We start from the raw sequence: 26,184 nt of genomic DNA, 5'->3' as shown, positions 1-26,184 counted from the left end.
CTTTTTAAACCACTTAGTGGTTATCGATTTTTTGCGCTGCCGCACGCTTTTCTTTTGCAGCAATCCGACGATGACGAATAATTTCAACCACCCCCGGCAGAATTGAAACAAAGATAATCGCGACTATCAGTAATTTCAAATTCTTTTGTACGAACGGTAATTCACCGAAGAAATACCCTGCATAAGTGAATAATAATACCCAAATAAATGCGCCCGTCACATTATAAAATGCAAAGTGACGATAAGACATTTTGCCCATTCCTGCAACGAAAGGTGCAAAAGTTCTGACTATCGGCACGAAACGCGCCAGTATAATTGCCTTGCCACCGTGTTTTTCATAAAACGCATGGGTTTTATCTAAATAAACACGACGAAAAATCTTTGAATCCGGATTTTTAAATAATCTTTCACCAAAAATACGCCCAATCGTATAGTTTACCGCATCGCCAATAATTGCTGCGGTAATCATTAACGCCACCATCAAATGCACGTTGAGTTCATTACTGTCCAAGGACGAAATAGCGCCCGCAACAAATAATAACGAATCTCCTGGCAAAAATGGTGTGACCACTAACCCTGTTTCGCAAAATAGGATCAGGAACAGAATACCATATACCCACGTGCCATAATCTCTGACCAGTTCAGCGAGGTGCACATCAATATGTAAAATAAAGTCGATAATAAAACTGATAAATTCCATATAATCCTCATTAATAATAGCATCCGTGCTATTTGCAGTAATTATGAGATAAAGTTAGCGTCGATTTACATCAGTTCATCTTCGAGAAAAAGAGGCCCCATGACATGACTGGGGAGCGCAAATTTCTCTGGATAATCCACACTGACCAAATAAAGCCCTTCCGCTTTTGCCGTGGCGGCAGCTTTAGTTCGGTCTTTTAATTCAAGAAGATGAGCCATCCAATCAATGTCTTGATTGCCACAGCCAATCTCCAACAAACTACCAACAATGTTTCTCACCATATGGTGTACAAACGCATTGGCTTTAATATCCACCACCACATAATTGCCGTGGCGGCTCACATTGACGTGCATAACATTACGCCAAGGTGTTCTAGACTGACACTGGACTGCTCTGAATGACGTGAAATCACGCTCGCCTATCAGTGCTTGTGCCGCTTTGTGCATCCGTTTTTCATCCAGTGGATAATGAAAATGCGTCACGCCATTGGATAAGATGGCAGGCCGATAGCGGTGATTAAAAATCACGTAGCGATAACGACGCGCCGTTGCACTAAAACGCGCATGGAACTCATCACCCACAGGTTGGCACCAACGTACCGCAATATCTGGCGGTAAATGCGTGTTAACCCCCATCGTCCAAGCGGCTTCTTTACGCTCAACTGACGTTTCGAAATGCACAACTTGCCCTGTTGCGTGAACACCTGCGTCTGTCCGACCCGCACAAAACACGCCAATCGGCTCTGCGGCGATTTTCGACAAGGCTTCCTCAAGACAACCTTGTACACTTTTCACTTCTTGCTGGCGTTGCCAACCAAAATACCGACTGCCGTTGTATTCAATACCTAACGCGATACGATGCAACTTTGTTGACTCGGACATCAGTAAAACAGCTCCTGAGCGAGTTTTTCCGCTGTTTCAACTGCCATTAATGCACCACCGAAACGCACGTTGTCCGCGACTGACCAAAACTGTAAAATCTCGGGGATCCCGTAGTCATTGCGCACACAGCCAATACTGAGCAGGTCGTTACCTGACGCATCTGTCACTTGTGTTGGATAATCACCCTCTTCTGAGACCTGAATATCATCAAAACGTTCAAATTCATCGTTCGCTTCTTCAGCGCTAATCGGGCGCAGTGTTTCTAAATGGACAACTTGTGCATTACCATAAAAAACAGGGGATTGGATAAAACTGACTGCAACAGGTAAGCCATCGTCCTGCAACACTTTACGCACCTGTTCAACTAAGCGGCGCTCATGTATGACACTGCCTTCCATATCCGCCAATAGCGGCAGCATATTAAAGGCTAATTGCTTACTAAAGCGCCCTTCTTCCGCTGGAATACCATTCAATAAACGTGCGCTTTGCCCTGCCAGTTCATCTACCGCCGCTTTACCGTAGCTTGAAACTGATAGCATATTGGTTAATGTGATACGGCCTAAACCCGCGGCATCCACTAACGGTTTAATTGCTGTCAATAATTGGCTAACTGCGCTATCTGCTAACGAAATAATATTGCGATTACGGTAATCCGCTAATACTTGCGGGTTCACGGCAGGTACAATTAATGGCACATCAGGTTCTTGAGCAAACACACCGCTGGTATCAATCACAATGCAGCCATCTTGTGCCGCTGACTCTGCGTATTGCAGCGTTGCCGCTTCGCCTGCCGCGAAGAAAGCCATTTGGGCTTGTGACCAATCGAAGTCTTTGGCATCGTTTACTTGAATACTTTTACCATTAACACGTACGCTCTCCCCCGCACTGCGTTCACTGGCCAGTAAATACAGCTCGCCGACTGGGAATTCTCTTTCTTGTAACAGTGAAATTATTGCTTCACCCACAGCACCGGTTGCACCCAATACTGCAATATTCCAACCTTCAGTCATGGCTATTCCTCTAAAAAATAAAAAATTAAATGACCTCAATAATTGAAGTCATTTAATCAGATGTTCATCTTACTGAAATCTATGATTGGTGAATTAAGTTCGCCTTAAAACCGAGCTCAGTGAGTAAAGTGGCTGTTTGCGGGTCATCACAAATCACATTCAGGGATGACCACTCACGGCGTTCTTGGTAATTTTTGCGCAATTTATCAAATTCACCTTTGATACCAGCAACAGCTCTAAGTGCTGCATCATCACGGCGCACATCATACACTAGATGTACTAACCTTTTGAGCTGGTTTTGCGTTAATTTACCATTAAGAGCTAATTCGCTAATATCAGGTTTTGGCAGTAGCGATGAGAGGGAAACGTGCGCCGATTTACCGAGAAATTGGCAATAAGCTTCATAAACTTGTGTCGTTCCACGCGCTTTCCCCTCTAAGGTATAACCTGCAATATGTGGCGTACCGATATCGACTAAATGGAGTAAGTCGGTATTCAAATCAGGCTCTGGCTCCCAAACATCCAGTACGACACTGATTTTTTTTCCTTGTTGAAGTACTGCGAGTAACGCTTGATTATCAACGACCTCACCACGGCTAGCATTGATTAAAATAGTCCCTTCACGCAAGTTGTCTAAGCGGGTTTTGTCCATCAAATGGAAGGTTTGGTCTTCCCCTGCCATATTCAGTGGTGTATGGAAAGTCAGCACATCGGCCTGAGTAAGCAACTCATCAAAAGCCACAAATGGCCCTTCTTCGCCTTTTGCTGCGCGTGGTGGATCGCATAACACGGTTTTCACACCCCATGCGTTCAAGCGCGTGGCTAAACGACCACCCACATTACCGACGCCCACGATCCCAACGGTTTTATCCCGTAAATCAAAGTTATCGCGCTGTGCAAGCAGTAATAAAGACGAAATCACATATTCCACCACAGCAATGGCATTACACCCTGGTGCAGAAGAAAAACCAATATTGGCAGTGGACAACCATGCCGTATCCACATGGTCAAATCCTGCGGTTGCGGTACCGACAAATTTAACAGGTGTCTTATTCAAAAGTGATTCATTGACTTTGGTGATGGAGCGAACCATTAATGCATCTGCATCAATGAGTTCTTGTTCAGGGATCGGGCGTCCTGGTACGGCCTTAACGTCACCTAGCTCACTAAACAGTGCCTGAGCGTAAGGCATATTTTCATCAACTAAAATTTTCACGCGGTATGTCCCAATGATTGACAATTTATCTCTGTATCACAATATTTTGCCACGGTTTAATCTCGATGCCTACGAGAGTTAGCGCTCCAGACCAAAGTTATCATCCATCGCAAATTCTTTCACACGGAACCGGTCAGGTGTCACCCCTGAAATTTGTTGGAACATCGCAATAAATGCAGATGCCGAACTATATCCCACATCCAACGCCACTTCATGCACACTTTTTCCTCTTTCCAAGCCTGCAACCGCATGTAAATAACGTAAACGTTGCCGCCATTCACTAAACGACATACCGAGCTCTTGTTGGCAGCGCCTTGATAGCGTACGCTCTGAGGTATAAGAACGTTTTGCCCATTGGGCCAGTGTCGTGTTATCTGCGGGGTCGTTTTGCAGCTCTTGCAAAATCGGGGCTAAAAATTTGTCCTTGGTGGCAGGTAAATAAGTGTCTTGGCATGGGGAGAGGGAGAATTGGTCAATCAAAACATGGGCAAGGCGCAAATCTTGTTCTGTTTCGGGTTGAACAACACCCCGCTGGTACATATCCGTCATAATAGATTGAAATATCGTACTTAAACGAACCACGCACGGACGCTGAGCTAATACATCATTATATTCATGCGAGAAATCCACGATGCGAAATTTGACACTTTCTTTATTAAAGCTAGCATGGGGAATATTCGCGGGGATCCAAATACAAAATTCAGGCGGTGCCAAGTAGTGCTTGCCAGCCACTTCCATTTCCATAATACCGCACACGACATACAGCATCTGCCCAAATGGATGTGAGTGTGATTTGTACTCAGTGAGTGCAGCGGTTTGTTCGTGACGAAATGCAATAAGTTCAGGCTCAATTATATTGCATTCACTAATGTGCCAAATATCTAATTTTGAATTTCCCATGATACCTGTCTGAAAAGCGTTATCGATTGTCTGATTATCAGTATATCTAAAAAATCGGTCAGATGTATACTGGATCACATTCGATATGGGAGAATGTTTTAATGAAGAATTTGCTTTTTCCGCTAATTGCGGTTTTATTGTGGTCAATCAATGCCATTGTGAACAAAGCAGCGTCCACTGCCATTGACCCCGCAGCGATTTCCTTTTACCGTTGGGCACTTGCATTAGCCGTTATGACCCCCTTTGTTCTGCGCTCAGTACTGCGCCACCACAAAGTAGTGATGAAACATTGGTGGCAATTGGCCATTTTAGGGGCGCTCGGGATGATGCTATACCAAAGCTTAGCCTATTATGCCGCCCACAGTGTTAGTGCAACATTTATGGGAATAATGAACTCATTAATTCCATTACTTACAGTAATCATCAGTATTTTTGTACTGCGCGTAATCCCAACAGTCGGTATCGTTCTGGGTTCGGCTTTGTCGCTGTTTGGTTTATTGTGGCTAGTCAGTCAAGGCAATCCAAGTACGTTGCTATCCCACGGGTTAGGCCAAGGCGAGTTAATGATGATTGTTGCCTCTGCGGCTTATGCACTCTATGGCGTGCTGACAAAACGTTGGGCAATTCAGCTCTCTAGTTGGGACTCACTCTATGTGCAAATTTTCTTTGGGGTGATTTTACTGTTACCAAACTTCTTAATGGCCGATGACGTGGCACTGAATAGTCACAATATTGGGTTAGTCATGTTTGCAGGGATTGCCGCCTCCATTATTGCTCCAGCTTTATGGATCCAAGGGGTGATGCGTTTAGGCGCAAATACTACATCTATATTTATGAATCTCGCGCCTGTATTCACTGCAGTTATCGCTATTTTCGCCTTAGGTGAAGAGCTAAAAAGTTATCATTTAATCGGCGGAGGCGTGGTATTACTGGGTGTCATGTTAGCGCAGCAACTACGTACTCCACTCACACACATGTTCCGCCGTGAAAAAAAGGTGGTTCAAAAGGATACTTGTCAGTAGAATAGAATTACAAAAGCAATAAAGCAATGTCGTCACTCATATGCCCCACATTGTGGGGCTATGTTTGAAAGTCCCTCACAAAAGAATCCCTATATTTCTCTCTCTTTTTTACTTTTTTCGTCTCTTTTTTATCAACATTAATGCTTTGTGACATTTTAAAATCACTCAGTTATTCATTATTTTCCTACCATTGGTAATCTCAAAACCATCTTATTGCCCATTGTAGACAAAATCCGATTGAAACTTCTTCATAAGCAATTAGACTTAAGCCAAATTAAATACCTCTTTAGTAGTATTAACTCAGAGTGCCCATTGAACACAGGAGCGTGGCAAATAACCTGATAAGCCATGACAAGGAAAAACCATGACTAAACAGTTTAAGATGGTATTGTTTGTATTGATAATAATTGCTATCGCAGGTGGCATTTATTTTATCAATGCATCAAGCCAATCCAACCCAGCTCAAGCTGGGTATGACTTATATCAACAAGGTGATACTAAAGCCGCTGTTGAGCAATTTCAAAAAAATGCCGATAAAGATCCTCAATCTGCCTATGCCTTAGCCATGATGTATAAAGATGGAATTGGTATTGAGCCTGATGATGAAGCGGCGCAGCGTTATTTGATCAAAGCCGCTGAAGCTAATAATAAAAATGCACTCTATAACCTAGGTTATTACCGTTATAACCGTGAGATGGATGATACCCCAAACGATAGAAGTGGTCTCGTTTCCCTCACAAAAGCAGCTGATTTAGGTGTAATAGAAGCACAAGAGTTAGTGGGCAGTGTGTACATGGAGGATAGATACGACGAAATTCCCCAAGACATCAAGCTAGTGCGCCACTACTTTACATTAGCCGCTGAGCAAGGCTCCAAAATATCAAAATTTGCACTGGGTTATATCGCCCATCAATTTGACAAGGACAATAAAAAGGCAGTTGAAATCTTAACACCGCTAGCTAGCAAAGATTTTCCATTCCCTGCCATGTTGCTGGCCACGATTTATGAACAAGGTGGCGATGGGATCGCACCAAACCCTGCGTTAGCCAAAAAATACGAACGCATGTCATACTCCTCTACGTTCGATTATCTTTCCCAAAGCAATGACAGGGAGCCAGCACCTTTATCATTGTATGGTTCGCAAACTGCTGAAGAAAAACAACAAATTATTGCCAACCTTGAAGAACGAGCCAGTAAAGGCGAAGAATACGCTATTTACACGTTATATCACAAATACAGTGTGGGAGAAGACGTCAAACGCAGTGAATTACGCGCTATGGCGTATTTGCGCCCTCTAATACAACAAAAGAAACCTAAGGCACTGTACCTCAGTTACCTTGCAGACAATAGCAAAATTAAAGCGCTAACTGAGGCTGCGGACCAACAATATCCAGACGCGATGTATGAAGCTTATCGTGCTTATTCAGGTACTATTTTCAATTCAGTTGAACGGAATGACGCTTTAGCCAATAAATACTTAATCTCAGCGGCGGATTTGGGGCACCAAGAAGCGCTTATAACCATCACCCAACGCGCCATTTCTGACTATAATTTTCCCACTAAAAAACTCAATGAAACCGTGGCAAAATATCTGCCAGAATTAATGAAGAAGTACCCAAACTCAGCAAAGGCACAAATTCTTGCCAGCCAAGTTTATGGTACTAAAGGCAGTGTAATATATTCCCCAGAAAAATCTTTTGAGGCGACAGAAAAAGCAAACCGCATTCAGCCAAGTTATGAAACACAAATGCAACTTGCTCGCGGCTATATTAATGGCTTTGGAACAGAAAAAAACCTCGAAAAAGCCACACAAATACTGAAAGATAACTTAGATTCACGGGGCTACCCATCCACCGCAGAACGCATGTTAGTTCATTTATACTATCGTTATGATATTAAAGCATTTGTGGATGAAAAAACGATTGTTGATATCTTAAAAAAAGACGTTATTGAACGCGATAATGACGCATTAGCCCATTATTATGCAGACTATTTACTACGCCAAGATGCAGAAAACAATAAAAAATTAGCCTTTGAACTGTATGAGAAAGCAAGCAAATACGACTATAACGGCCGTGTCTATTACGCTGCTGCCCTGCTCAAATATCAACCCACTGAAACCAATACCATCGCCAATATACTTGTCGATTTATTAGACTCGCCTCGAGCCAAATCAGAGTTAACCCCCGAAGAACTCGCCACCGCCTATGATGTTTTATTTAAAGCAGGCTTAAACCGCAGAGATACGAAGGCCATACTGGTTAGATTAGCGGCCAATGAGAAAAATACCGAAGCACAAAAATTAATTGAGCCACTGATTGGTACAGACGCAGATATCACTTATCAGTATGGTATTACGCAACTTACAAACTTAAAAAATGTAAGTGCCCTAACGAATGACGAACTCAAGCCTTATTATGACACTATTTTAAAAGCCGCAGATTTAGGAAGTACCTCCGCGATTTTATATATTGCACAAAACCTTGATGGCGTGAATTACATCAATGATAAAGCCTATTATAAAGACCGCTTCCAAGCCATCTCTGGGTTAACGTCTAATGACCTCGTTCCGCAGTATAAGCGCTGTGCAGCATTAGGCAGCAACCGCTGTTTATATGAGTTGGGTGAAATTTACCAAAAAGGCAATTATGGGGAAGATGCTAACTATGATCTCGCCATGGAATATTACAACAAAATATCCGACCCTGATTTCAGCTTTTTAAAATCACGCAAAAGAGAAATTGAAAAAGCGAGAGCCTCGTTTATTACCATTCAGGCGAATGCAAAAAACAATGACCCTGATGCCATTCGCACCCTCGCCAATGCCTATAAATTCGGTAATTATGGGCAGAAGGTCGATAAGCAAAAATGGCAAGAATACCTAGAGAAAAGCGCCAAGCTGAATAATGAAACAGCACTTGAAGAGTTAATTGATTATTATAATGAAAATGAAGAACTTCAACGTGCAAACAAAAGCAAAATTATTGGTTATTACGACCAATTAGCTGCCCTTGGTAGCAAAAACTATACCCGTGAACTGGCACACCAATATTTAAATGGCAGCCAATTAGTTGATATTGATCGTCAAAAAGCCCGAGAATACTACCTAAAAGCAGGTAGTTGGGGCAATCAATACATCAAGTATATGGACGATTTTGATATTGGCATGCAAACACTAAATGAAAGTGCGGTTGCAAAATACAAAGTGGGCCGCGCCTATTTATATGGTAATGGAGTGAAAGAAGACCGCCAGCAAGCCATGAAATACTTGAAAATGGCCAGTGACGACAATAACGATAACGCAATAATCCTCTACAGTGAAATGCTGTATTTGGGCGAACTCTCCGCAGATAAGAAAACGCTAGTTGTTGAACCCAATTGGGATGAAGCCATTGTTTATCTGAGGAAACATTCCAACCCAAGCCGTGTTGAAGAATACACAAAACTGTATGATACCACCGTGGTACCTGCACAAAATGGTGATGCAGCGGCGGCTGAAAAATTAGGGGATTGGTATAAATCCCGCGGTCACGCCCCTGCTGCGCAGCTTTGGTACAAAAAAGCCATTGCTGGCGGCAACCTCGCCGTTTATCCATCACTGGATAAAGTGACAGAAAATAGCCAAGCCAAACGCCAAAACTACCTTGATGGCACCGCGAAAGGCGATCTGTTCTCTAAGGTGCAACTTGCAGGCGATTACTTGTACGATAGCAGCATCACCTTAGAGTCTGACGAATACAACGCTGCGATCCAATACTTGCAGGAAGGGATGAAATCGACTGATGAGGCGCTTTCAAAACAGGCGTTCAATTCCTTAGCAAATTTGTACCAAAACGGTATCCGCAGTGAAAAAAATGATCTAAATCGCAGCAAAGATGATAAAAAATACTTTTCTTTACTTGAAAGTGAAGCCCAAAACCGCCCTGATGCTCTCAAGCGTTTGTATTCCTATTACGCCAGTAGTGATCCACAAAAAGCCTTAGAATATCTGGAGCAAGCCTATAAAAAAGGCGATATGGGCGCAATCAAAATGCTCTATGAAATTAACTCTCCTGGGCGCTACTGTTCCAATAGTCGTAATACTGACATGGATAAGGCAGGTGCCTATCTGAAAGAGTGGTTAGAAAAAGGCAAGTTCGAAAAAAACACCGATAGAACCTTTATTCAAGAACCTGAAGATTTGTCTCGTGCCATGGGTGACCTCTACCTTAAGGGGGAATGTGATGTTGAGCAAGATCTTGATAAAGCCATTGAATGGTTTGAAATATCCTTGAAATACCATGATAAATACGCCCTTGGTAGTCTTTATGATGCCTATACCCGTAAAAATGATGCAAAACAAGCGTATTACATCGCCTTAAGATTGGAAAAAGATACTGACAATATTGAGTTGATGAATAAACTGTCAGCAGAAGATAAACAAAATGTTGATAAACGCTTTAAAGAAGAGCAGGACTTCCAAAAATATGGCCGTTTTGCAAAGGAGATTGAAGCTAAGCGGGTTAAAGCAGAAGCAGGCGACAAAATGGCCGCGTTCTCCTTAGGGATCAACTATGCCCGAGGTGAAATGGTTCCCGAAGATACGCAAAAAATGATTTACTATTATGAGCTTGCAGGAAAAAATGGTTACCCTAGAGCCTACAATATTCTTGGCAATCTCTATCGCAAAGACAATGAGCGCGGAATAGAAAAGGACTTCGTAAAAGCCCTGTATTATTTTGATTTAGGCGCCCAGCAAAATGACAGTAATACTGCGCACCTAGCAGGAGATATGCTGTACTTTGGGCAAGGTATGCCAAAAGATTACGACCGAGCAGCCAAATACTACGATATGACCAATTTAGAGCAAGGTGCCCACCATGCCATGGCAAAATACAAACTTGCCTATATGTACTATAACGGCTGGGTTGGTAGCAAAAATAAAGAAGATCTGCAAAAAGCCCACGACTACCTTGAATTAGGGGCTAAATACCAAGATAAAGACTCCATCAATGCCTTAAAAAAATGGGATTTTAGTGCACTGAAAAAATAGATGATAAAAATAAGGGCGCTCAATCAATAGCGCCCTTCAAACTGCGGAAAAACCGATTAGGTTTGGCTGTAGGTTGGAGATGTTTTAAAAATAAACTAGGAAAATCAATTTATTGATTTTCGGCTAATAACACAAAGCAGGAAAAACCACGTTTTTATCCTGCTTTGTCAACAACATCAAGGGCGCGCAATCAATAGCGCCCTTATTTTTTAACGAGTTGGCGCATAACTCGCTGTAAAAGCAATACGCACAAGCAACCCACCCAATAATTCACTTTTGAGTAATTGCGGTTCCGAATCGTGGTAACTGGCAATATCTTTTACTAACGCCAAACCAAGCCCAGCGCCCTCTTTACCCAATGCATTATTCAATCGTGTGAACGCCTCCATAGAACGGCTAATTTTCGCATCGGGGATACCAGGACCTGAATCCTCAATTTCTAAAACAAGCTGCTGAGTACTTTCATTATTCACTACACGCACCGTCACCACACCGCCTTCAGGGGTATATTTAATGGCATTATCAATTAAATTGGCGCACATCTCGGCTAGCAAAATAGGTTCGCCTTTAATCCAAGCGCTATCAAGACCTTCATAGCCTAAGTCAATTCGCTGACTTTCCGCTTGCCCGAGTCGGGTAAAACACGCCTGATGAACAATCTCCACTAAGTTAATCGCCCTGTATTGGCTAACCGCCGATTTTTCATGTGCTTTTAAGCGGGACAATTGCAAAAGTCTGTCTGTCAGCACAATGGTGCTATCCAATGTTTGATTAATCGCTTGTAAACTTTGCTGGCGTTGACTTTCATCACCGCTATTAATGGCAACAGACACTTGCGTTTTTAACACCGTCAGTGGGGTTTTTAATTGATGGGAAGCATCTGCACTAAAGCGTTCTTGCCGCCTAACCATGCGTTTTAACCGTGAAATATAACGGTTGAGCGCCTCAATTAATGGTGATAAATCAGACCATGGCAATAAATCAGGTAATGGCGTCAAATCATTTGCTGAACGCCCTAACATCAAATTCGATAGTTTCTTTAGGGGGGTCAAAAGCTTACTTAATAAGATATAGGCAAGTAACAGAGTTAAAAACACCACTGTTCCTTGGCTCATTAATGCCGATATTAATAATTGATTAGCTAAATCTTGCCGTGAATAGACCGTTTCTGCCACGCGAATTTCCACCATTCCCGTGATCCCACCTTCATTAATAGGCTGAAAAAATGTCGCAATCCGAATAGGTAAACCTTTATATTCAGCATCATAGAAATAAACCAATGCAGTATAATGCTGAGAACGCATCCAATAAGGGGGAATGGGAGGTAGGTCATCATAACCCGAAATAGTTTCACCATTGGGGGAAATCACTTGGTAAAAAATTCTGTCGTTATTGTTTAATTCAAAACTGTCGAGAACAACATAAGGTACACTCACCGACAGATGATTATCAATGACTTGTAACCTTTCCGCAACCGTTCTTGCAGAAGCCAAAAGCGTGCGATCGTAGGCCAAATTCGCGGCATATTTCGCACTATAATAGTGGGTATACACTGAAAAACTACCCAATAAAATGAGCGGGATACCGAAAAAGAGCAGCAACTGATGAAAGAGAGAGCGTGGATGAGAGACTAATTTCATACACTACACTGCTCTAGTCGGTATCCCAATCCGCGTAACGTATTGATATTAACATCTGAACCCGCTAATTTTTTTCTCACGCGGTGCACATATAATTCAATACTTTGTAAATTGGCTTCATCTGACAACGAAAAAACCTGCTCAAATAGTTGTGTTTTTGAAACAGGACGCCCTCGTCGATGGAATAACGTGTTTAACACCGCATATTCCCTTGGCGTAAGCCCTAATGGCTCTTGGCGCAATAAAAAATAACCTTCCTCATGGTAACACAGAGAGCCAAAACGCTGAGGTTCATTAACCTGCCCTTGGCTGCGCCTTAAAAGTGCACGAATTCGCGCTTCTAGCTCTGCGATATCAAACGGTTTGGTGAGGTAATCATCCGCCCCTGCATTCAATCCCTGCACGCGATCTGCCACGTCAGAGTTTGCCGTTAACAGTAAAACTGGCGTTTCTTGGTGACGTTTGCGCATTTGCGCCAAAACTTCAAGCCCACTCATTCGTGGAAGTGATACATCCAGAACAACTAAAGTATAATTTTCTGTCTGTAACAACTGATCCGCAATCGCACCATCAGGCGCAACATCCACGGCAAAACCAGAGGATGTTAAAGCCTTTTGTAACCACAACGACAATTCATCATGATCTTCAACCAATAAAATTCTCATACGCACACTCATTATTATTACTTATTGGTATACGTTGGCATTACCCATCATGAATGAAAAGCAGTTGTCATCATTTTTACTGTATTCATCACAACTATGACGTTGCAAGTACGTTAATGGTGTTAAATTAACATTAAATTAACATAACAAAGAAGCAAAAATATAAAACAATCTGATATATATCACATAAAAATAATATTATTTGTTAATGAAAGGTAAATGAAAGCTTCCTCGGCCAATCATGAGCTCGCAAACACAATAAGAAATCTACAAGTTGTTCCTCTAATTATTGGCTTAGTAAGGAAATAAAGAATGAAAAAGTTCACATTAAACACCTTAGCAACAGCAATATTTTTAGTTGGTATGAACTCAGCAGCCGCGCTCCCTGAGCGGACTGAATGTATCGCCCCTGCCAAACCAGGGGGTGGGTTTGATTTAACTTGTAAGCTCGTCCAAGTTTCCATGTTGGAAACCAAAGAAATTGAAAAACCGATGCGAGTGACCTACATGCCTGGCGGAATTGGTGCGGTTGCCTACAATGCCATCGTGGCACAGCGCCCTGCTGAACCAGGTACGATTGTCGCTTTTTCTGGCGGTTCGCTACTCAATCTCGCTCAAGGTAAATTTGGTCGCTATAACGAAAATGATGTTCGTTGGCTTGCCAGTGTGGGCAGCGATTACGGCATGATAGCCGTGCGTGCTGATTCCCCGTATAAATCCCTCAAGGATTTAATGGATACCTTTAAAAAAGACCCCAATAGCATTGTCTTTGGTGCAGGCGGCTCCATTGGAAGCCAAGACTGGATGAAAACCGCTTTGTTAGCCAAAGCCATTGATATTGACCCACGCAAAATGCGCTATGTGGCTTTTGAAGGGGGCGGCGAAACATTAACCGCGCTACTGGGTAACCACATTCAAGTACTTTCAGGGGATATCAGCGAAATGACCCCGTATATCAATGAAGGCAAAATCCGCATTCTTGCCGTGTATGCAGACAAACGTCTTGGTGACGGTTTAGCGGACATTCCAACCGCAAAAGAACAAGGCTATGACATTGTTTGGCCGATTATTCGCGGGTTTTATATGGGGCCAAAAGTTTCCGATGCAGATTACAACCAATGGGTTGAAGCATTCCAAAAACTGCAACAAACCGACGAATTCAAAAAGCAACGCGAACTGCGCGGGTTATTTGAATACAACTTAACAGGGCAAGAACTCGATAGCTATGTGAAAAAAGAAATCGAGCAATATCGTGAGCAAGCCCGTGCATTTGGTTTAGCCAAATAACGGAGCCGACGATGAGCCAACGCATATTTGCTCTAGTCTGGCTGATATTGTGTGTCATCGGAATTTATATTGGCTGGGGGATCCAAAGTGAGTTCTCTTATGAACCATTGGGCCCCCGCCCATTTCCGGTTGCCATACTCTCCTTAATGGCGATTTGTGCGCTTGCCTTACTGTTTGGTAAGCAAGAAGCCGTTGAGTGGCCAAAACCTTATGTACTGCGCCGCCTTGCTCTATTAATTTTATCCTTAGTGATTTATGCATGGGCGTTTGAGTGGCTTGGTTTTCCAATCGCCACCAGTTTATTGACCATCAGTGTCGCGCTGTTATTTGGCGCAACCCCCATCGCTGCGGTGATTTCGGGGCCTATTCTTGGCATTTTCCTCTTCTATGCCTTTGATAAGCTGTTGGATGTGACTCTGCCCATTGGCAGCCTACTGAGTTAAGGAGCGACAACATGGAAACTTGGATGTATCTATCACAAGGTTTTGAGGTTGCCCTTGTTCCTCAAAATATCTTGATTGCCTTGATAGGCTGTTTTATTGGTACCGTAGTGGGTATGTTACCTGGTTTAGGCCCCATTAATGGCGTGGCGATTTTGCTGCCACTGGCCTTTGCCTTGAAGCTCCCTGCCGAGTCTGCACTGATCTTGCTCGCCACCGTTTATTTAGGTTGTGAATATGGCGGACGAATCTCCTCTATTTTACTGAATGTACCTGGTGATGCCGCCGCGATAATGACCACGTTAGATGGTTACCCGATGGCAAAACAAGGTCGAGGTGGCGTGGCACTGTCCATTTCCGCAGTCAGTTCCTTTATTGGTTCAACCATTGCCATCGTCGGTATCATTTTGTTCGCCCCACTACTTGCCCAGTGGTCACTCGCCTTTGGGCCAGCCGAATACTTTGCATTGATGGTATTTGCCATCGCCTGCCTAGGTAGCATGATGAGCCAAAACCCAATTAAATCGCTACTCGCTGCGCTAATTGGTTTATCTCTTGCCACTGTTGGGGTAGATGCCAACTCTGGGGAATACCGTTTTACATTTGATAGCGTGCATTTATCGGATGGCGTGCAATTTATCGTTGTCGTGATTGGTTTGTTTTCTGTCAGTGAAATTCTATTGATGTTAGAAAGCACGGCGACTGGGCAAGGCCTAATTCGTAAAACAGGCCGAATGTTGTTTAACCGTAAAGAAGCCAAAGCCTGTGCTGGCCCTGCCCTGCGCTCGTCATTTATTGGTTTCTTCGTTGGGGTATTACCTGGCGCTGGTGCCACGATTGCCAGTGCCATCACTTACATGACTGAGAAAAAAATCAGTGGTGAAAAAGGTGACTTTGGTAATGGTGATGTACGAGGTGTTGCAGCACCAGAGGCAGCCAATAATGCTTCTGCGTGTGGTTCGTTCATTCCGATGTTAACCCTTGGGGTACCAGGTTCAGGGACAACCGCCGTCATGATGGGCGCATTAACCCTGTATAACATCACACCTGGACCTGGTATGTTCACTGAACAACCTGACATCGTCTGGGGGTTGATTGCCGCCCTACTGATTGCCAACGTGGTGTTGCTAATTATGAATATCCCGTTAATTGGCTTATTCACCCGTATGTTGACTGTGCCCCTGTGGTTTTTAGTTCCTGCCATCGCTTGTGTTTCTGCGGTAGGGGTTTATGCGGTTCACAGCACCACATTTGACTTACTGTTGATGATGGGGCTTGGGGTATTTGGTTTTATTTTGCGGAAAATGAACTTCCCCCTTTCCCCGCTGATTTTAGGCTTTGTACTCGGTGAAATGTTGGAGCAAAACCTGCGCCGTTCGTTATCTATCAGCAATGGTAATTTCGATATCCTCTGGAGCAGTACCATTTCACAAAGCTTATTAATCCTTGCGGTGTTAGTACTGGTACTGCCACCAATTATTAAGCGCATTCGTAAACGTAAACAGCAACACGCTCTCTCTTAGCTCGCCCCTGCGAGTACCTTCTCTGTAAAACTTTGCCCCAGATTGCTTTCGGGGCATTTTTTTGCTTATCAATAAACAGGAAGCTTTATGTAACTCAGCAATATCACATTTTTATTGTGTGCGCTTTCGCCGTAATATACATACTTTGACTCTGGAATTGGCATGGGCAGTGGTGTTTTAGGGTGTTTAATAAACAGCGGAAACGGCTTATTATTGTTAGATACACATTTAATTTTAACTGCGAATAGGCTTTTAATGCTGTTTATTAAAGCACTACCTAAAATTTTTAAGTCATTTTTCCAAATTTTGCATCGTGTGAAATCCATATTAGCCCCTTTGGTTAACTTTATTTACGTGAGTATTATCGCATTCACTCAATAATAATAATGTCATAAAGTGAGGTTTTATTATTCGAATCGTTAGATGTAAATGTTTAATCAGATAAAGACGATTGGCGAAATAACAGGTATCAATTAGCTTATAAACCCCATTTATTAAAGTAATAAGCCTTATGTTTGATAGATTATTTTTTGTTCTATTTAATATCAAGCCCAAACCGTTAGCGCATATTCGCACTGTTGAGGTGTACGATGAAACTTACGTGATCCACAGCCAAAACCCCGTTATCATCACTGAAAAAGACAGTGGTTATATTCAAATAAAATCATTTGGAAAAATGTTTATTTATTGCGGGAAAATGCTGCATGTCAGCGTGAGAAAAAATACCAGTTCAGTGACTATTGGCTGGGCAAAAGGGAAGAGCCAAATTTTTGAAGTACGTAAGAATGTGAAAGACACACCTAAACAAACCAACTCCAGCCATTCAAACTCAAGTTATGTTCCTCCCTATTATGGCAGCTCACCCAGTGATGATAACCCTCGTTCAAATAGCCATTTTTGTTCCACTGATAGCTCAAGTTCAGACTGTTCTTCATCAGATTCAGGTGGAGGAGATGGCGGTGGCGGTGATTAATCCAATCAATGGCAGAAAATGTACTGCCATTGATTTTGTTTACTCTAAAAATCAAACCTTAATTTCATTCTATTGTTTGGGTTATCTGCTTTTGTAGATAATGTATCCCTGTTTATTTTGTCCTTTATTTTTTCACTAATGTCAGAGCTTATCCCCTCATTGAAGTGAACTTTCAATGTATGACTTTCTGGAGATATAGAAAACATAACGGGGGAGTTGATATTTTGAGTCTCAGGAAATACATGTTTCAAATAAGACGAATAAATAGCTGACAACCTTTTTTCATATTTTTCTATACTTTTATCATTCACATTCAATTGATGGATTTTATTAATTTGTGAAGCAAATGCCTTTGAAACATTACCTTCTGTTGGTTGCTCAATCGCTTTAATCACTTTTGCAGAGGTTGCGCACTTGTTTTTTGTTTCTAATAAAGGAAAACAGTGACCACAACCTGATAATTCCGCATTAACCCCCATTAAAGCCGCAGCGATCCCAACAGTAATTAAGCCTGCATATACAGGAAGCATGACCAAACCTGACGCAATCTCAGCCCTATTATTGCGTATACCATTATGTAATTGGTGACCAATTAAAGAAAGACTCATCTACATTCCTTGTCTTAATAATAAAATTGAGCGGTATTTATAGCTCACCCGACAAAGAGCGTCTTTCAAAAAAAGAGGAGACAATATATTGTTTTATAAAATAAAAAAGCGAGATCCAAAGACCTCGCTTATCAATAATTCACTTATATGAACGATATAAATTACGCTTTATATTTGCTCATCACTAATGTGGCGTTAGTACCACCAAAGCCGAAGCTGTTTGACATCACAGTATTCAACGCTTGTTCCGTTGGTTTAGTGACGATGTTCAAACCCGCCGCTTTTTCATCTAAGTTTTCAACGTTAATACTTGGCGCAATAAAGCCGTGCTCTAACATTAACAAGCTATAAATTGCTTCGTGTACACCCGCAGCACCCAGTGAGTGACCGCTCATGGCTTTCGTTGCAGATATAGCAGGAGAGTGATCGCCAAACACTTCTTGGATAGCTTCTAATTCTTTGGTATCGCCGACTGGTGTTGAAGTCCCGTGAGTATTGATATAATCAATTTTATCAATACCTTGCATTGCCATTTGCATACAACGGACTGCGCCTTCACCCGATGGAGCAACCATATCAGCACCGTCAGATGTTGCACCATAGCCCACGATTTCAGCGTAAATATGCGCACCACGCGCTAATGCGTGCTCTAACTCTTCAACAACAACAATACCACCGCCACCTGCGATAACAAAACCATCACGGTCTTTGTCATAAGTTCTTGATGCTTTATCTGGGGTTTCATTGTACTTGGTAGACAATGCACCCATTGCGTCGAACTCACAGGTCATTTCCCAACTCAGCTCTTCGCCACCACCTGCAAAAATAACATCCTGTTTGCCCAATTGAATTAATTCAACCGCATGGCCGATACAGTGCGCAGATGTAGAACAAGCAGAGCTGATTGAATAGTTTACACCCTTAATTTTAAACGGTGTTGCTAAGCAAGCAGAAATACCCGATGCCATTGCACGGGTTACCATATAGGGACCCACGCCACGTAAACCTTTAGCACGCATACCGTCGGAACCTGCAACTTGGTTACGTGGAGAACCACCACCTGAGCCGACAACAATACCTGTGCGTAAATTCGAAACTTGTTCTTCAGTTAAACCTGAATCCGCAATCGCCTGCTCCATAGACAAGTAAGCATACGCGGAGCAATCACTCATAAAACGATACATTTTACGGTCAATCAGGTCTTTAGGATCTAAATTTTTGACATTACCCCAGACATGGCTACGTAGCCCTGCCTCTTTGAATTCTTCTGAGAAAGTGATCCCGGAACGACCTTCCTTCAGAGAAGCCAGTACTTCTTCCTGGTTATTACCAAGGCTGGAAACAATACCTAGACCAGTGATGACTGCACGCTTCATTCGTTACCTCATGACTATAATTATATGATTGCGGGATTACAGGGTGTCACTTTAGCTTACACTTGTACGCTGAACAAGTCCGATCAGGGTAAATATTTGTATTTTTTTCTTTGTAGCACAAATAAGACTTTTTTATGACGGTAGCCTTACACCGATATCAGCGGTAAAATTTAGGGATTATTTGACAATAATAGGCTTATCGTGAAAAAGAATGCTGTACAAACCGCGCGCCTGAGCTGGAACGACGAAGGCACACCAATGTCTGAGCAATTTGCAGATATCTATTTCTCTAACCAAAATGGGTTAGAAGAGTCCCGTCATGTTTTTTTACAAGGAAATCATTTTCCTGGGCGTTTCAAGACACATTCTGATGAAACCTGTGTAATTGCAGAGACAGGATTTGGTACTGGTTTGAATTTTCTCGTTTTATGGCAGTCTTTTATACAGTTCAAAGCGCAAAATCCACAATCCACTCTCAAGCGACTGCATTTCATTAGCTTTGAGCAATTCCCCCTGACAAAAACAGACTTAATTGCCGCACATCGCTGTTGGCCTGAGCTTTCAGCATTATCAGCAGCATTATGTGAAAATTGGCCACCTGCATTAGCGGGTAATCAAAGAATCATTTTGGATAATGGCAATATCACATTAGATTTGTGGTTTGGTGATGTTAATGAGCAAATATCTCTTCTTAAAGACAATTTAAACAATAAGATAGACGCTTGGTTTCTTGATGGATTTGCACCATCTAAAAACCCTCAAATGTGGAGCGAACACTTGTTCGCTACAATGGCAAAACTGGCACGAAAAGACGCGACATTTGCCACATTTACCGTAGCAGGTTTTGTTAAGCGAGGGTTACAACAAGCTGGGTTTACACTGAAAAAAGTCAAAGGATTTGGGCAAAAACGAGAAATGCTAACTGGGGTATTAGCCGAAAACAATCACCAACACACAGCACCTTGGAGCAAAAGATACCCCGCAGATAACCCAAATGATGTTGCTATTATTGGCGGGGGGCTTGCCAGCTTAACAGCAGCGTACTCACTCATGAGACGTGGTGCCAACGTCACATTGTATTGCCAAGATACTGACGTTGCCCAAAATGCTTCGGGTAATCGCCAAGGGGCTATTTACCCGTTACTCACAGGTGTAAATGACCCGCTCGAACGTTTTTTTGTAAGTGCTTTCCCCTTTGCCAAACGCTTTTATCATCAGCTTGAAACTATGGGAATTCCCTTTGATGGTCAGTGGTGCGGTGTTACTCAATTGGCCTATAACGAAAAAGTTGCCCGTAAAATTGCAGGTATGTTAGGCACCAATTGGCCTGAAGATTTTGCTCTGGGTAAAACCCATCAGCAGCTTAATGATATTTGTGGTGTTGATGTCAATTACGATGGTATTCATTATCCATCAGGTGGCTGGTTATGCCCTGCTGAACTTTGTGAAGGGCTATATTGCTACTTGAAAAATAGTGGCGTTCAATTTTATTTTAATCATAACGTCACGGCATTAGAGCAAGCCAATAGCCTCTGGAAATTACAAATAAGCACTTCTGAAAAAAAAGAGCTAACACGTGTACACTCTACCGTCATTATTGCTAATGGCCATAAACTACGCCAATATTCACAAACTGTTAATTTACCCATTAACCCTGTCCGGGGGCAAGTCAGCCATATACCAACGACCCCTACCTTACAAAAACTTAAAAATGTGTTGTGTTTTGAAGGTTATTTAACCCCCGTGGACAATACTGGAAAACAACATTGCTTAGGTGCCAGCTATCAACGGGATCACCTTGATTTAGATTATAACGAAGAAGAGCAGCAAGCTAACCGCCAAAAACTAATTGATAACTTACCAGATGCTTCATGGCCTCATGAGATTGATATTTCACACCAACAATCGCGCCAAGGTATTCGTTGCGTTATACGTGACCATTTTCCACTCTTGGGAAATGTGCCAAATTATGAGCAACATTTAGCGGCTTATCATGATTTGCAGACAAGAATTGCCAAAAATCAGCCAATTGATGATGCCCCTGTTTACCAAAACTTGTATATCTTTGGTGCCTTAGGCTCAAGGGGACTCTCGACCGCCCCATTGTGTGCAGAAATTCTTGCCTCGCAGATTTTTGGCCAGCCTTTACCATTGGATGATGAAACCTTGGCTGAATTGAACCCTAACCGCTTTTGGGTGAGAAAATTGCGGTTAGGTCGCCCTGTAAAAATACCGTACTAACAATCAACTGGCAGCATCAGAAATACGAAGCCTGATTTAGGTCAGTTTAATAACCATTGCACAACGGTCTTTTGCAGCGAACCCTGCGTTGATTTCATATTGCAAAATATCACGCAGGACTTCGGTTAACTCGCTTTCATTCAGTATTTCAAAACCTAATCGCTGGTAATAAGGGGCATTCCAAGGTACATCGCGGCAAGTGGTCAAGGTCACAGCCATGATATTACGAGCTCGAGCCGCATCCAGAACCTGTTTAATCAATTGCTTACCTAGCCCCTGCCCTTGCCATTGCTGGCTGACAGAAACCTCACAAATATGCAGGCTATCATGATGGTTTTCAGCATTGATGAAACCAATCAGCTCATCACTATCATTCACTGCCACCCATTCTAATTGCTCTGCGATGAACTCAAGGTGGTCTTGCTGCGTCTGTCCATCACCTTCAGCAAGCCATTTATATTTTTCGATACTCGTGAATGCCTGACCAGCAGAGGCTTCAACGGCAGGAAGGTGTTTGGCATCTGTCGGTATCGCTAAACGAATATGCACCATAATGTCTACTCATCACAAAATTTAGCTAACAAAAAAGCGGGTTTCCCCGCTTTCAATTCATAACACAGAAAATTAAATTGCGTTATTTAATAAGTTTTTCCACATACCTAGAACCAAAATTTGGTCAGGGGGTGTTAACTCACCTGCTTTAATGGCGGTTTGAATGCTGTCTTCTACGCGTTGATACAGCGCTTCTGAGCTGGTTTCGTTTTCTTCTTCAAGCTCAGCCACAGCAAGGGTTAAGTGACCACGCAGGTAACCGCCTGCGAATAGTTCATCATCGCTAGCATGTTCAACCATATCATCAATTTTTGTCAGTATGCGTGTTTCTAAATCCGCAAGCATGCTTAATCCTTACTTTAGGTGAGTCAATTAGGCAAAAATATCTTCCGGATACGGGAAGTCTTCTGCACAAAGTGGAGGCGTATTGTAAAACGATTGTAACGCATTAATAAAGCGTAATGGGCGCTCAGGAATGCCATTTTGCAAATAAATCATCACTTGTGCATGAACTTTGCGCATAAATGCAATGCGATCGGGTTCAAAATCCCCTTCTAAATTATCGCAACTGACATTAAAAGGGATCCCCACTGCAACACAAAATAGCCAATCGAGGGCTTGAGGTTTAATTTCAACGACTTCAAACTCACATTGTGTTTTTTCATCACGCCCATCTGGACAATACCAATAGCCGTAATCCACTTGTTGGCGTCTTGCATCCCCTGCAATACACCAATGAGAAATCTCATGTAGCCCGCTGGTAAAAAAACCATGAGCGAACACAATTTGATGATAAGGAACGACCTCATCAGCTGGTAAATAAATAGGCTCATCGTCCCCTTTTACCAGTTTGGTGTTATAGGTTTCACCAAAGCATCCATCAAAAATATCAATCAAATCCTGATAATTATATTTACTCATGAATAATTTAAATCATCTTAAAATAATGAAAGGAACCAAGCTTTAATGACATCACCATGGCTATCGTGGAGTAACTTAATACTCATTAACAACGAAATCACCACAATCATTGGCCTGATCAGTTTTTGTCCTTTAGTTAATACCAAACGGGCACCTAACCGTGCACCGATCATTTGGCCCGCCAGCATAACAAAACCAAGCACCCAAAGAACATGACCTCCGATAATAAAGAACACTAAAGAACCAAAATTGGAGGCAAAATTAAGTAATTTGGCATGGGCAGTCGCTTTAGCCAGATTATAACCGAGCAATAACACATAGCCTAATGCCAAAAATGACCCCGTACCTGGCCCAAAAGCCCCATCATAGAAGCCTAGAGTCATACCGATTGCAACGCCAAAAAATGGCATACTGACACGTTGCTGTCTATCTTGTACACCGATTGATGGAGTTAATAAAAAATAGAGACCAACACAGATAACTAATACTGGGAGTAATTGCTTTAGGAAGGCAGTATCAATCATTTGAATAACAATCGCACCGAGCATCGCACCAATCATTGTCATAATGAAGGGGAAAATTTGCTCACGTAGGTCAATCGCTTTACGCCTGACAAAATATAAGGTAGAAGAAAAGGAACCACCAACCGCTTGGAGCTTATTGGTTGCTAACGCTTCAACAGGGGTGATCCCAACGGATAATAGTGCTGGGATTGTTAATAAACCGCCCCCACCCGCAATGGAATCGATAAATCCAGCGAAAAGTGCAACAAAGAAAAGTAAAGCATAAACTTCGGGTGCAACGGCGGTCAGCCAATCCATTTTTCAATCCAAAATGAGAAATATCATGATGTTGGTACGTAATCTATCGCAACCTTGCGTTGCAATATCACAACCTAGATGAGGTGTTTTTAAGGAGGCGTCATCCAAACCTCCATATTAAAAGAGCGACTAACCGCTTCGCTCTTTCTATAACATTAACTACTTTTTACTATTATTCAAATGGTTGCATAGCAGGAGTTACATCAGCACACTGGCCGCGGTGACGCAAGTAATGATCCATTAGCACAATCGCCAGCATCGCTTCTGCAATAGGCACGGCGCGAATGCCTACACAAGGGTCATGGCGACCTTTCGTGATCATCTCCACTTCGTCACCATCACGATTTAATGTTTTACCTGGAACTGTAATGCTCGATGTCGGTTTTAAGGCAATATGGGCTATTATGGGTTGGCTGCTGCTAATTCCCCCTAAAATCCCCCCTGCATGGTTAGATGCAAAACCTGAGCGAGTAATTTCATCTCGGTTTTCACTGCCTTTAAGCCCAATAACACCAAAGCCATCACCAATTTCCACGCCTTTAACTGCATTAATGCTCATTAGTGCGTGAGCAATATCAGCATCTAAGCGGTCAAAAACAGGTTCCCCCAATCCAGCGGGGACGTGCTCTGCAACAACGGTGATTTTGGCACCGATAGAGTCACCTTCTTTTTTCAACCCACGCAGTAACTCATCAAGGGCATCTAATTTATTCGGATCAGGGCAAAAGAATGGGTTCTCTTCAACGATTGACCAATCTTTAATTTCGCACTCAACAGGACCCATTTGGGTTAAACACCCTCGAATCTGAATACCTAATTTTTCTTGCAGGTATTTTTTCGCAATTGCCCCTGCCGCCACGCGCATTGCCGTTTCACGGGCAGATGAACGCCCGCCACCTCGATAATCACGCTGGCCATATTTTTGCTCATAGGTGTAATCCGCATGCCCTGGTCTGAAGACATCTTTAATCGCACCATAGTCTTGCGAACGTTGGTCTGTATTTTCAATCAATAGACCAATGCTTGTCCCCGTTGTGATGCCATTAAACACACCTGAAAGAATTTTGACCTGATCGGGTTCACGGCGCGCTGTTGTATAGCGTGATGTGCCTGGGCGACGACGGTCTAAATCGATTTGTAAATCAGCTTCTGTCAGTGCTAACCCCGGAGGTACGCCATCGACGATGCAACCTAATGCCACGCCATGTGACTCACCAAATGTCGTCACACGGAACAGTTGCCCAATTGAATTTCCAGCCATCGGAGTTTCCTATTTTAAGCCGTTCTTGAATACCAAGAATGTGGTTAATAATTATGATGTCGTTATGTTGTTCTTATTGATTACCCGATCCTAACCCATCGTGCAACTATTGATTAATCAATGTATAAATCAAAATGGGCATGATGCTCAACTAGCTGCTCACGCGTTAACATAAATACGCCATCACCACCGTATTCGAAATCTAACCAAATAAATGGAATTTCAGGATATTGTTCAATGAGATGCACCATACTATTACCCACTTCGCAGACTAAAATGCCTTCTTCTGTAAGGAAACGCGGCGCATTCGCCAAAATTCGACGAACCAGTTTCAAACCATCGCTTCCTGCGGCAAGAGCCAATTCGGGTTCAACACGGAATTCTTCAGGTAAGTCATCCATATCCTCTGCATCTACGTACGGAGGATTCGTGACGATGAGGTCATATTTCACCTCAGGCATATCACGGAATAAATCTGAACGAATAGGGACGACACGGTGCTCTAAACCATGATTAGCGATATTTTCCTCAGCAACCGCGAGAACATCACTCGAAATATCAACGGCGTCCACTTCTGCATCAGGAAATTCGTAAGCACACGCAATGGCAATACAGCCGCTCCCCGTACACAAATCTAAAATCGTTTGCGGTTCATCTGCTAATAACCCAACAAAGTGGTTATTAATAAGCTCACCAATTGGTGAACGAGGGATCAGCACGCGCTCATCCACATAAAATTCATGACCACAGAACCATGAACGATTTGTTAGGTACGCTACTGGGATTCGGTCATTGATTCGTCGCAAAACACGCTCAATAATACGGTGGCGCTCAGTTGGCGTTAAACGTGATGTGAGAAGTTCATCTGGCAGATCTAAAGGTAAATAAAGCGTTGGCAACACTAATTGCAGCGCCTCATCCCACGGATTATCAGTTCCGTGGCCATAATATACATTGGCGGCATTAAAGCGGCTCATTGTCCAACGTAAAATATCCTGAATGGTATGAAGTTCTGCGACGGCTTCATCAACGAAGATCTTTTCCAAGAAGGTTTTCTCCAACGTGATTTTTAAAAGGGAATATATGAATTAGTAAAGTTTGCCACGAAGTGAAAG

General features: G+C 42.7%; 22 protein-coding genes. 7 read left to right on the top strand and 15 right to left on the bottom strand.

Translation table 11 applies throughout. The features are described 5' to 3' along the window. Positions 1–13: 13 nt before the first annotated feature. The 5 genes from ACE2AL_RS08265 to ACE2AL_RS08245 all read right to left on the bottom strand — a co-directional run bounded on the left by ACE2AL_RS08265 (position 14) and on the right by ACE2AL_RS08245 (position 4,707). Positions 14–700, bottom strand: a complete 687-nt coding sequence (locus tag ACE2AL_RS08265; protein ID WP_206082378.1) for a DedA family protein — start codon at positions 698–700, stop codon at positions 14–16. Between the two features lie 65 nt (positions 701–765). Next, complete coding sequence (gene truA / locus ACE2AL_RS08260; RefSeq protein WP_206082379.1) at positions 766–1,581, bottom strand: tRNA pseudouridine(38-40) synthase TruA; 816 nt, start codon at positions 1,579–1,581, stop codon at positions 766–768. After that, positions 1,581–2,591 (bottom strand): aspartate-semialdehyde dehydrogenase, encoded by a 1,011-nt coding sequence (locus tag ACE2AL_RS08255; RefSeq protein ID WP_206082380.1) that lies wholly within the window; start codon positions 2,589–2,591, stop codon positions 1,581–1,583. Before ACE2AL_RS08255 ends, truA begins: the two co-directional genes overlap by 1 nt. Before the next feature lie 79 nt (positions 2,592–2,670). Further along, positions 2,671–3,807 carry a 4-phosphoerythronate dehydrogenase PdxB gene (pdxB, locus tag ACE2AL_RS08250; protein ID WP_375084238.1) on the bottom strand — a complete coding sequence of 379 codons (1,137 nt, stop codon included), beginning with the start codon at positions 3,805–3,807 and terminating at the stop codon, positions 2,671–2,673. A 78-nt stretch (positions 3,808–3,885) separates the two neighbouring features. Next, the gene (locus ACE2AL_RS08245; protein WP_225818938.1) at positions 3,886–4,707 is read right to left on the bottom strand and encodes a helix-turn-helix domain-containing protein; all 822 of its coding nucleotides are present in this window, start codon (positions 4,705–4,707) and stop codon (positions 3,886–3,888) included. A 101-nt stretch (positions 4,708–4,808) separates the two neighbouring features. Between ACE2AL_RS08245 and ACE2AL_RS08240 the strand changes: the two genes are divergently transcribed. Both ACE2AL_RS08240 and ACE2AL_RS08235 read left to right on the top strand, forming a co-directional pair. After that, a complete protein-coding gene (locus ACE2AL_RS08240; RefSeq protein ID WP_375084237.1) occupies positions 4,809–5,729 on the top strand; it encodes a DMT family transporter in 921 nt (306 codons plus the stop codon). Positions 5,730–6,093: 364 nt separating this feature from the next. Next, positions 6,094–10,761, top strand: a complete 4,668-nt coding sequence (locus ACE2AL_RS08235) for a sel1 repeat family protein (RefSeq protein WP_375084236.1) — start codon at positions 6,094–6,096, stop codon at positions 10,759–10,761. Positions 10,762–10,970: 209 nt separating this feature from the next. Here the strand turns inward: ACE2AL_RS08235 and ACE2AL_RS08230 are convergent, their stop codons facing one another. Both ACE2AL_RS08230 and tctD read right to left on the bottom strand, forming a co-directional pair. Continuing rightward, on the bottom strand, positions 10,971–12,401 hold the full coding sequence (locus tag ACE2AL_RS08230; protein WP_272539896.1) for a sensor histidine kinase: 1,431 nt from the start codon (positions 12,399–12,401) through the stop codon (positions 10,971–10,973). Next, positions 12,398–13,066 carry a transcriptional regulator TctD gene (gene tctD / locus ACE2AL_RS08225; RefSeq protein ID WP_206082386.1) on the bottom strand — a complete coding sequence of 223 codons (669 nt, stop codon included), beginning with the start codon at positions 13,064–13,066 and terminating at the stop codon, positions 12,398–12,400. The genes ACE2AL_RS08230 and tctD overlap by 4 nt, the downstream gene beginning before the upstream one ends. A 312-nt stretch (positions 13,067–13,378) precedes the next feature. Here tctD and ACE2AL_RS08220 point away from each other — a divergent pair, with 312 nt between their 5' ends. The 4 genes from ACE2AL_RS08220 (at position 13,379) to ACE2AL_RS08205 (ending at position 17,289) form a co-directional block, all read left to right on the top strand. Next, a complete protein-coding gene (locus ACE2AL_RS08220) occupies positions 13,379–14,353 on the top strand; it encodes a tripartite tricarboxylate transporter substrate binding protein (RefSeq protein WP_206082387.1) in 975 nt (324 codons plus the stop codon). An 11-nt stretch (positions 14,354–14,364) separates the two neighbouring features. Then, positions 14,365–14,796, top strand: a complete 432-nt coding sequence (locus ACE2AL_RS08215) for a tripartite tricarboxylate transporter TctB family protein (protein WP_206082388.1) — start codon at positions 14,365–14,367, stop codon at positions 14,794–14,796. An 11-nt stretch (positions 14,797–14,807) separates the two neighbouring features. After that, the gene (locus tag ACE2AL_RS08210) at positions 14,808–16,316 is read left to right on the top strand and encodes a tripartite tricarboxylate transporter permease (RefSeq protein WP_206082389.1); all 1,509 of its coding nucleotides are present in this window, start codon (positions 14,808–14,810) and stop codon (positions 16,314–16,316) included. Between the two features lie 511 nt (positions 16,317–16,827). Next, positions 16,828–17,289 (top strand): hypothetical protein, encoded by a 462-nt coding sequence (locus ACE2AL_RS08205; RefSeq protein WP_353167103.1) that lies wholly within the window; start codon positions 16,828–16,830, stop codon positions 17,287–17,289. 44 nt (positions 17,290–17,333) lie between these two features. Here the strand turns inward: ACE2AL_RS08205 and ACE2AL_RS08200 are convergent, their stop codons facing one another. After that, positions 17,334–17,897: a hypothetical protein gene (locus ACE2AL_RS08200; RefSeq protein WP_375084235.1), complete on the bottom strand. Its 564-nt coding sequence runs from the start codon at positions 17,895–17,897 to the stop codon at positions 17,334–17,336. Between the two features lie 161 nt (positions 17,898–18,058). Then, positions 18,059–19,273 (bottom strand): beta-ketoacyl-ACP synthase I, encoded by a 1,215-nt coding sequence (gene fabB / locus ACE2AL_RS08195; protein ID WP_272539900.1) that lies wholly within the window; start codon positions 19,271–19,273, stop codon positions 18,059–18,061. Positions 19,274–19,474: 201 nt separating this feature from the next. Here fabB and mnmC point away from each other — a divergent pair, with 201 nt between their 5' ends. Then, positions 19,475–21,514, top strand: a complete 2,040-nt coding sequence (gene mnmC / locus ACE2AL_RS08190) for a bifunctional tRNA (5-methylaminomethyl-2-thiouridine)(34)-methyltransferase MnmD/FAD-dependent 5-carboxymethylaminomethyl-2-thiouridine(34) oxidoreductase MnmC (protein ID WP_349414920.1) — start codon at positions 19,475–19,477, stop codon at positions 21,512–21,514. A 36-nt stretch (positions 21,515–21,550) separates the two neighbouring features. On the opposite strand, the gene ACE2AL_RS08185 is transcribed toward mnmC, so the two are convergent. The 6 genes from ACE2AL_RS08185 to prmB all read right to left on the bottom strand — a co-directional run bounded on the left by ACE2AL_RS08185 (position 21,551) and on the right by prmB (position 26,115). Continuing rightward, entirely contained in the window at positions 21,551–22,066 is a 516-nt protein-coding gene (locus ACE2AL_RS08185) for a GNAT family N-acetyltransferase (RefSeq protein WP_375084234.1), read from the bottom strand. 72 nt (positions 22,067–22,138) lie between these two features. Beyond that, positions 22,139–22,411, bottom strand: a complete 273-nt coding sequence (locus tag ACE2AL_RS08180) for a YfcL family protein (RefSeq protein WP_047756281.1) — start codon at positions 22,409–22,411, stop codon at positions 22,139–22,141. A gap of 27 nt (positions 22,412–22,438) precedes the next feature. Continuing rightward, positions 22,439–22,987: an elongation factor P hydroxylase gene (locus ACE2AL_RS08175; RefSeq protein ID WP_206082396.1), complete on the bottom strand. Its 549-nt coding sequence runs from the start codon at positions 22,985–22,987 to the stop codon at positions 22,439–22,441. Between the two features lie 17 nt (positions 22,988–23,004). Then, on the bottom strand, positions 23,005–23,808 hold the full coding sequence (locus ACE2AL_RS08170) for a TSUP family transporter (RefSeq protein ID WP_206082397.1): 804 nt from the start codon (positions 23,806–23,808) through the stop codon (positions 23,005–23,007). A gap of 172 nt (positions 23,809–23,980) precedes the next feature. Further along, complete coding sequence (aroC, locus tag ACE2AL_RS08165; protein WP_206082398.1) at positions 23,981–25,069, bottom strand: chorismate synthase; 1,089 nt, start codon at positions 25,067–25,069, stop codon at positions 23,981–23,983. Positions 25,070–25,182: 113 nt separating this feature from the next. Continuing rightward, the gene (prmB, locus tag ACE2AL_RS08160) at positions 25,183–26,115 is read right to left on the bottom strand and encodes a 50S ribosomal protein L3 N(5)-glutamine methyltransferase (RefSeq protein ID WP_206082399.1); all 933 of its coding nucleotides are present in this window, start codon (positions 26,113–26,115) and stop codon (positions 25,183–25,185) included. Positions 26,116–26,184 lie beyond the last annotated feature (69 nt).

Source organism: Providencia xihuensis, assembly GCF_041953405.1.
Classification (GTDB): domain Bacteria; phylum Pseudomonadota; class Gammaproteobacteria; order Enterobacterales; family Enterobacteriaceae; genus Providencia; species Providencia vermicola.
This window is presented reverse-complemented; position numbering and strand designations above follow the sequence as displayed.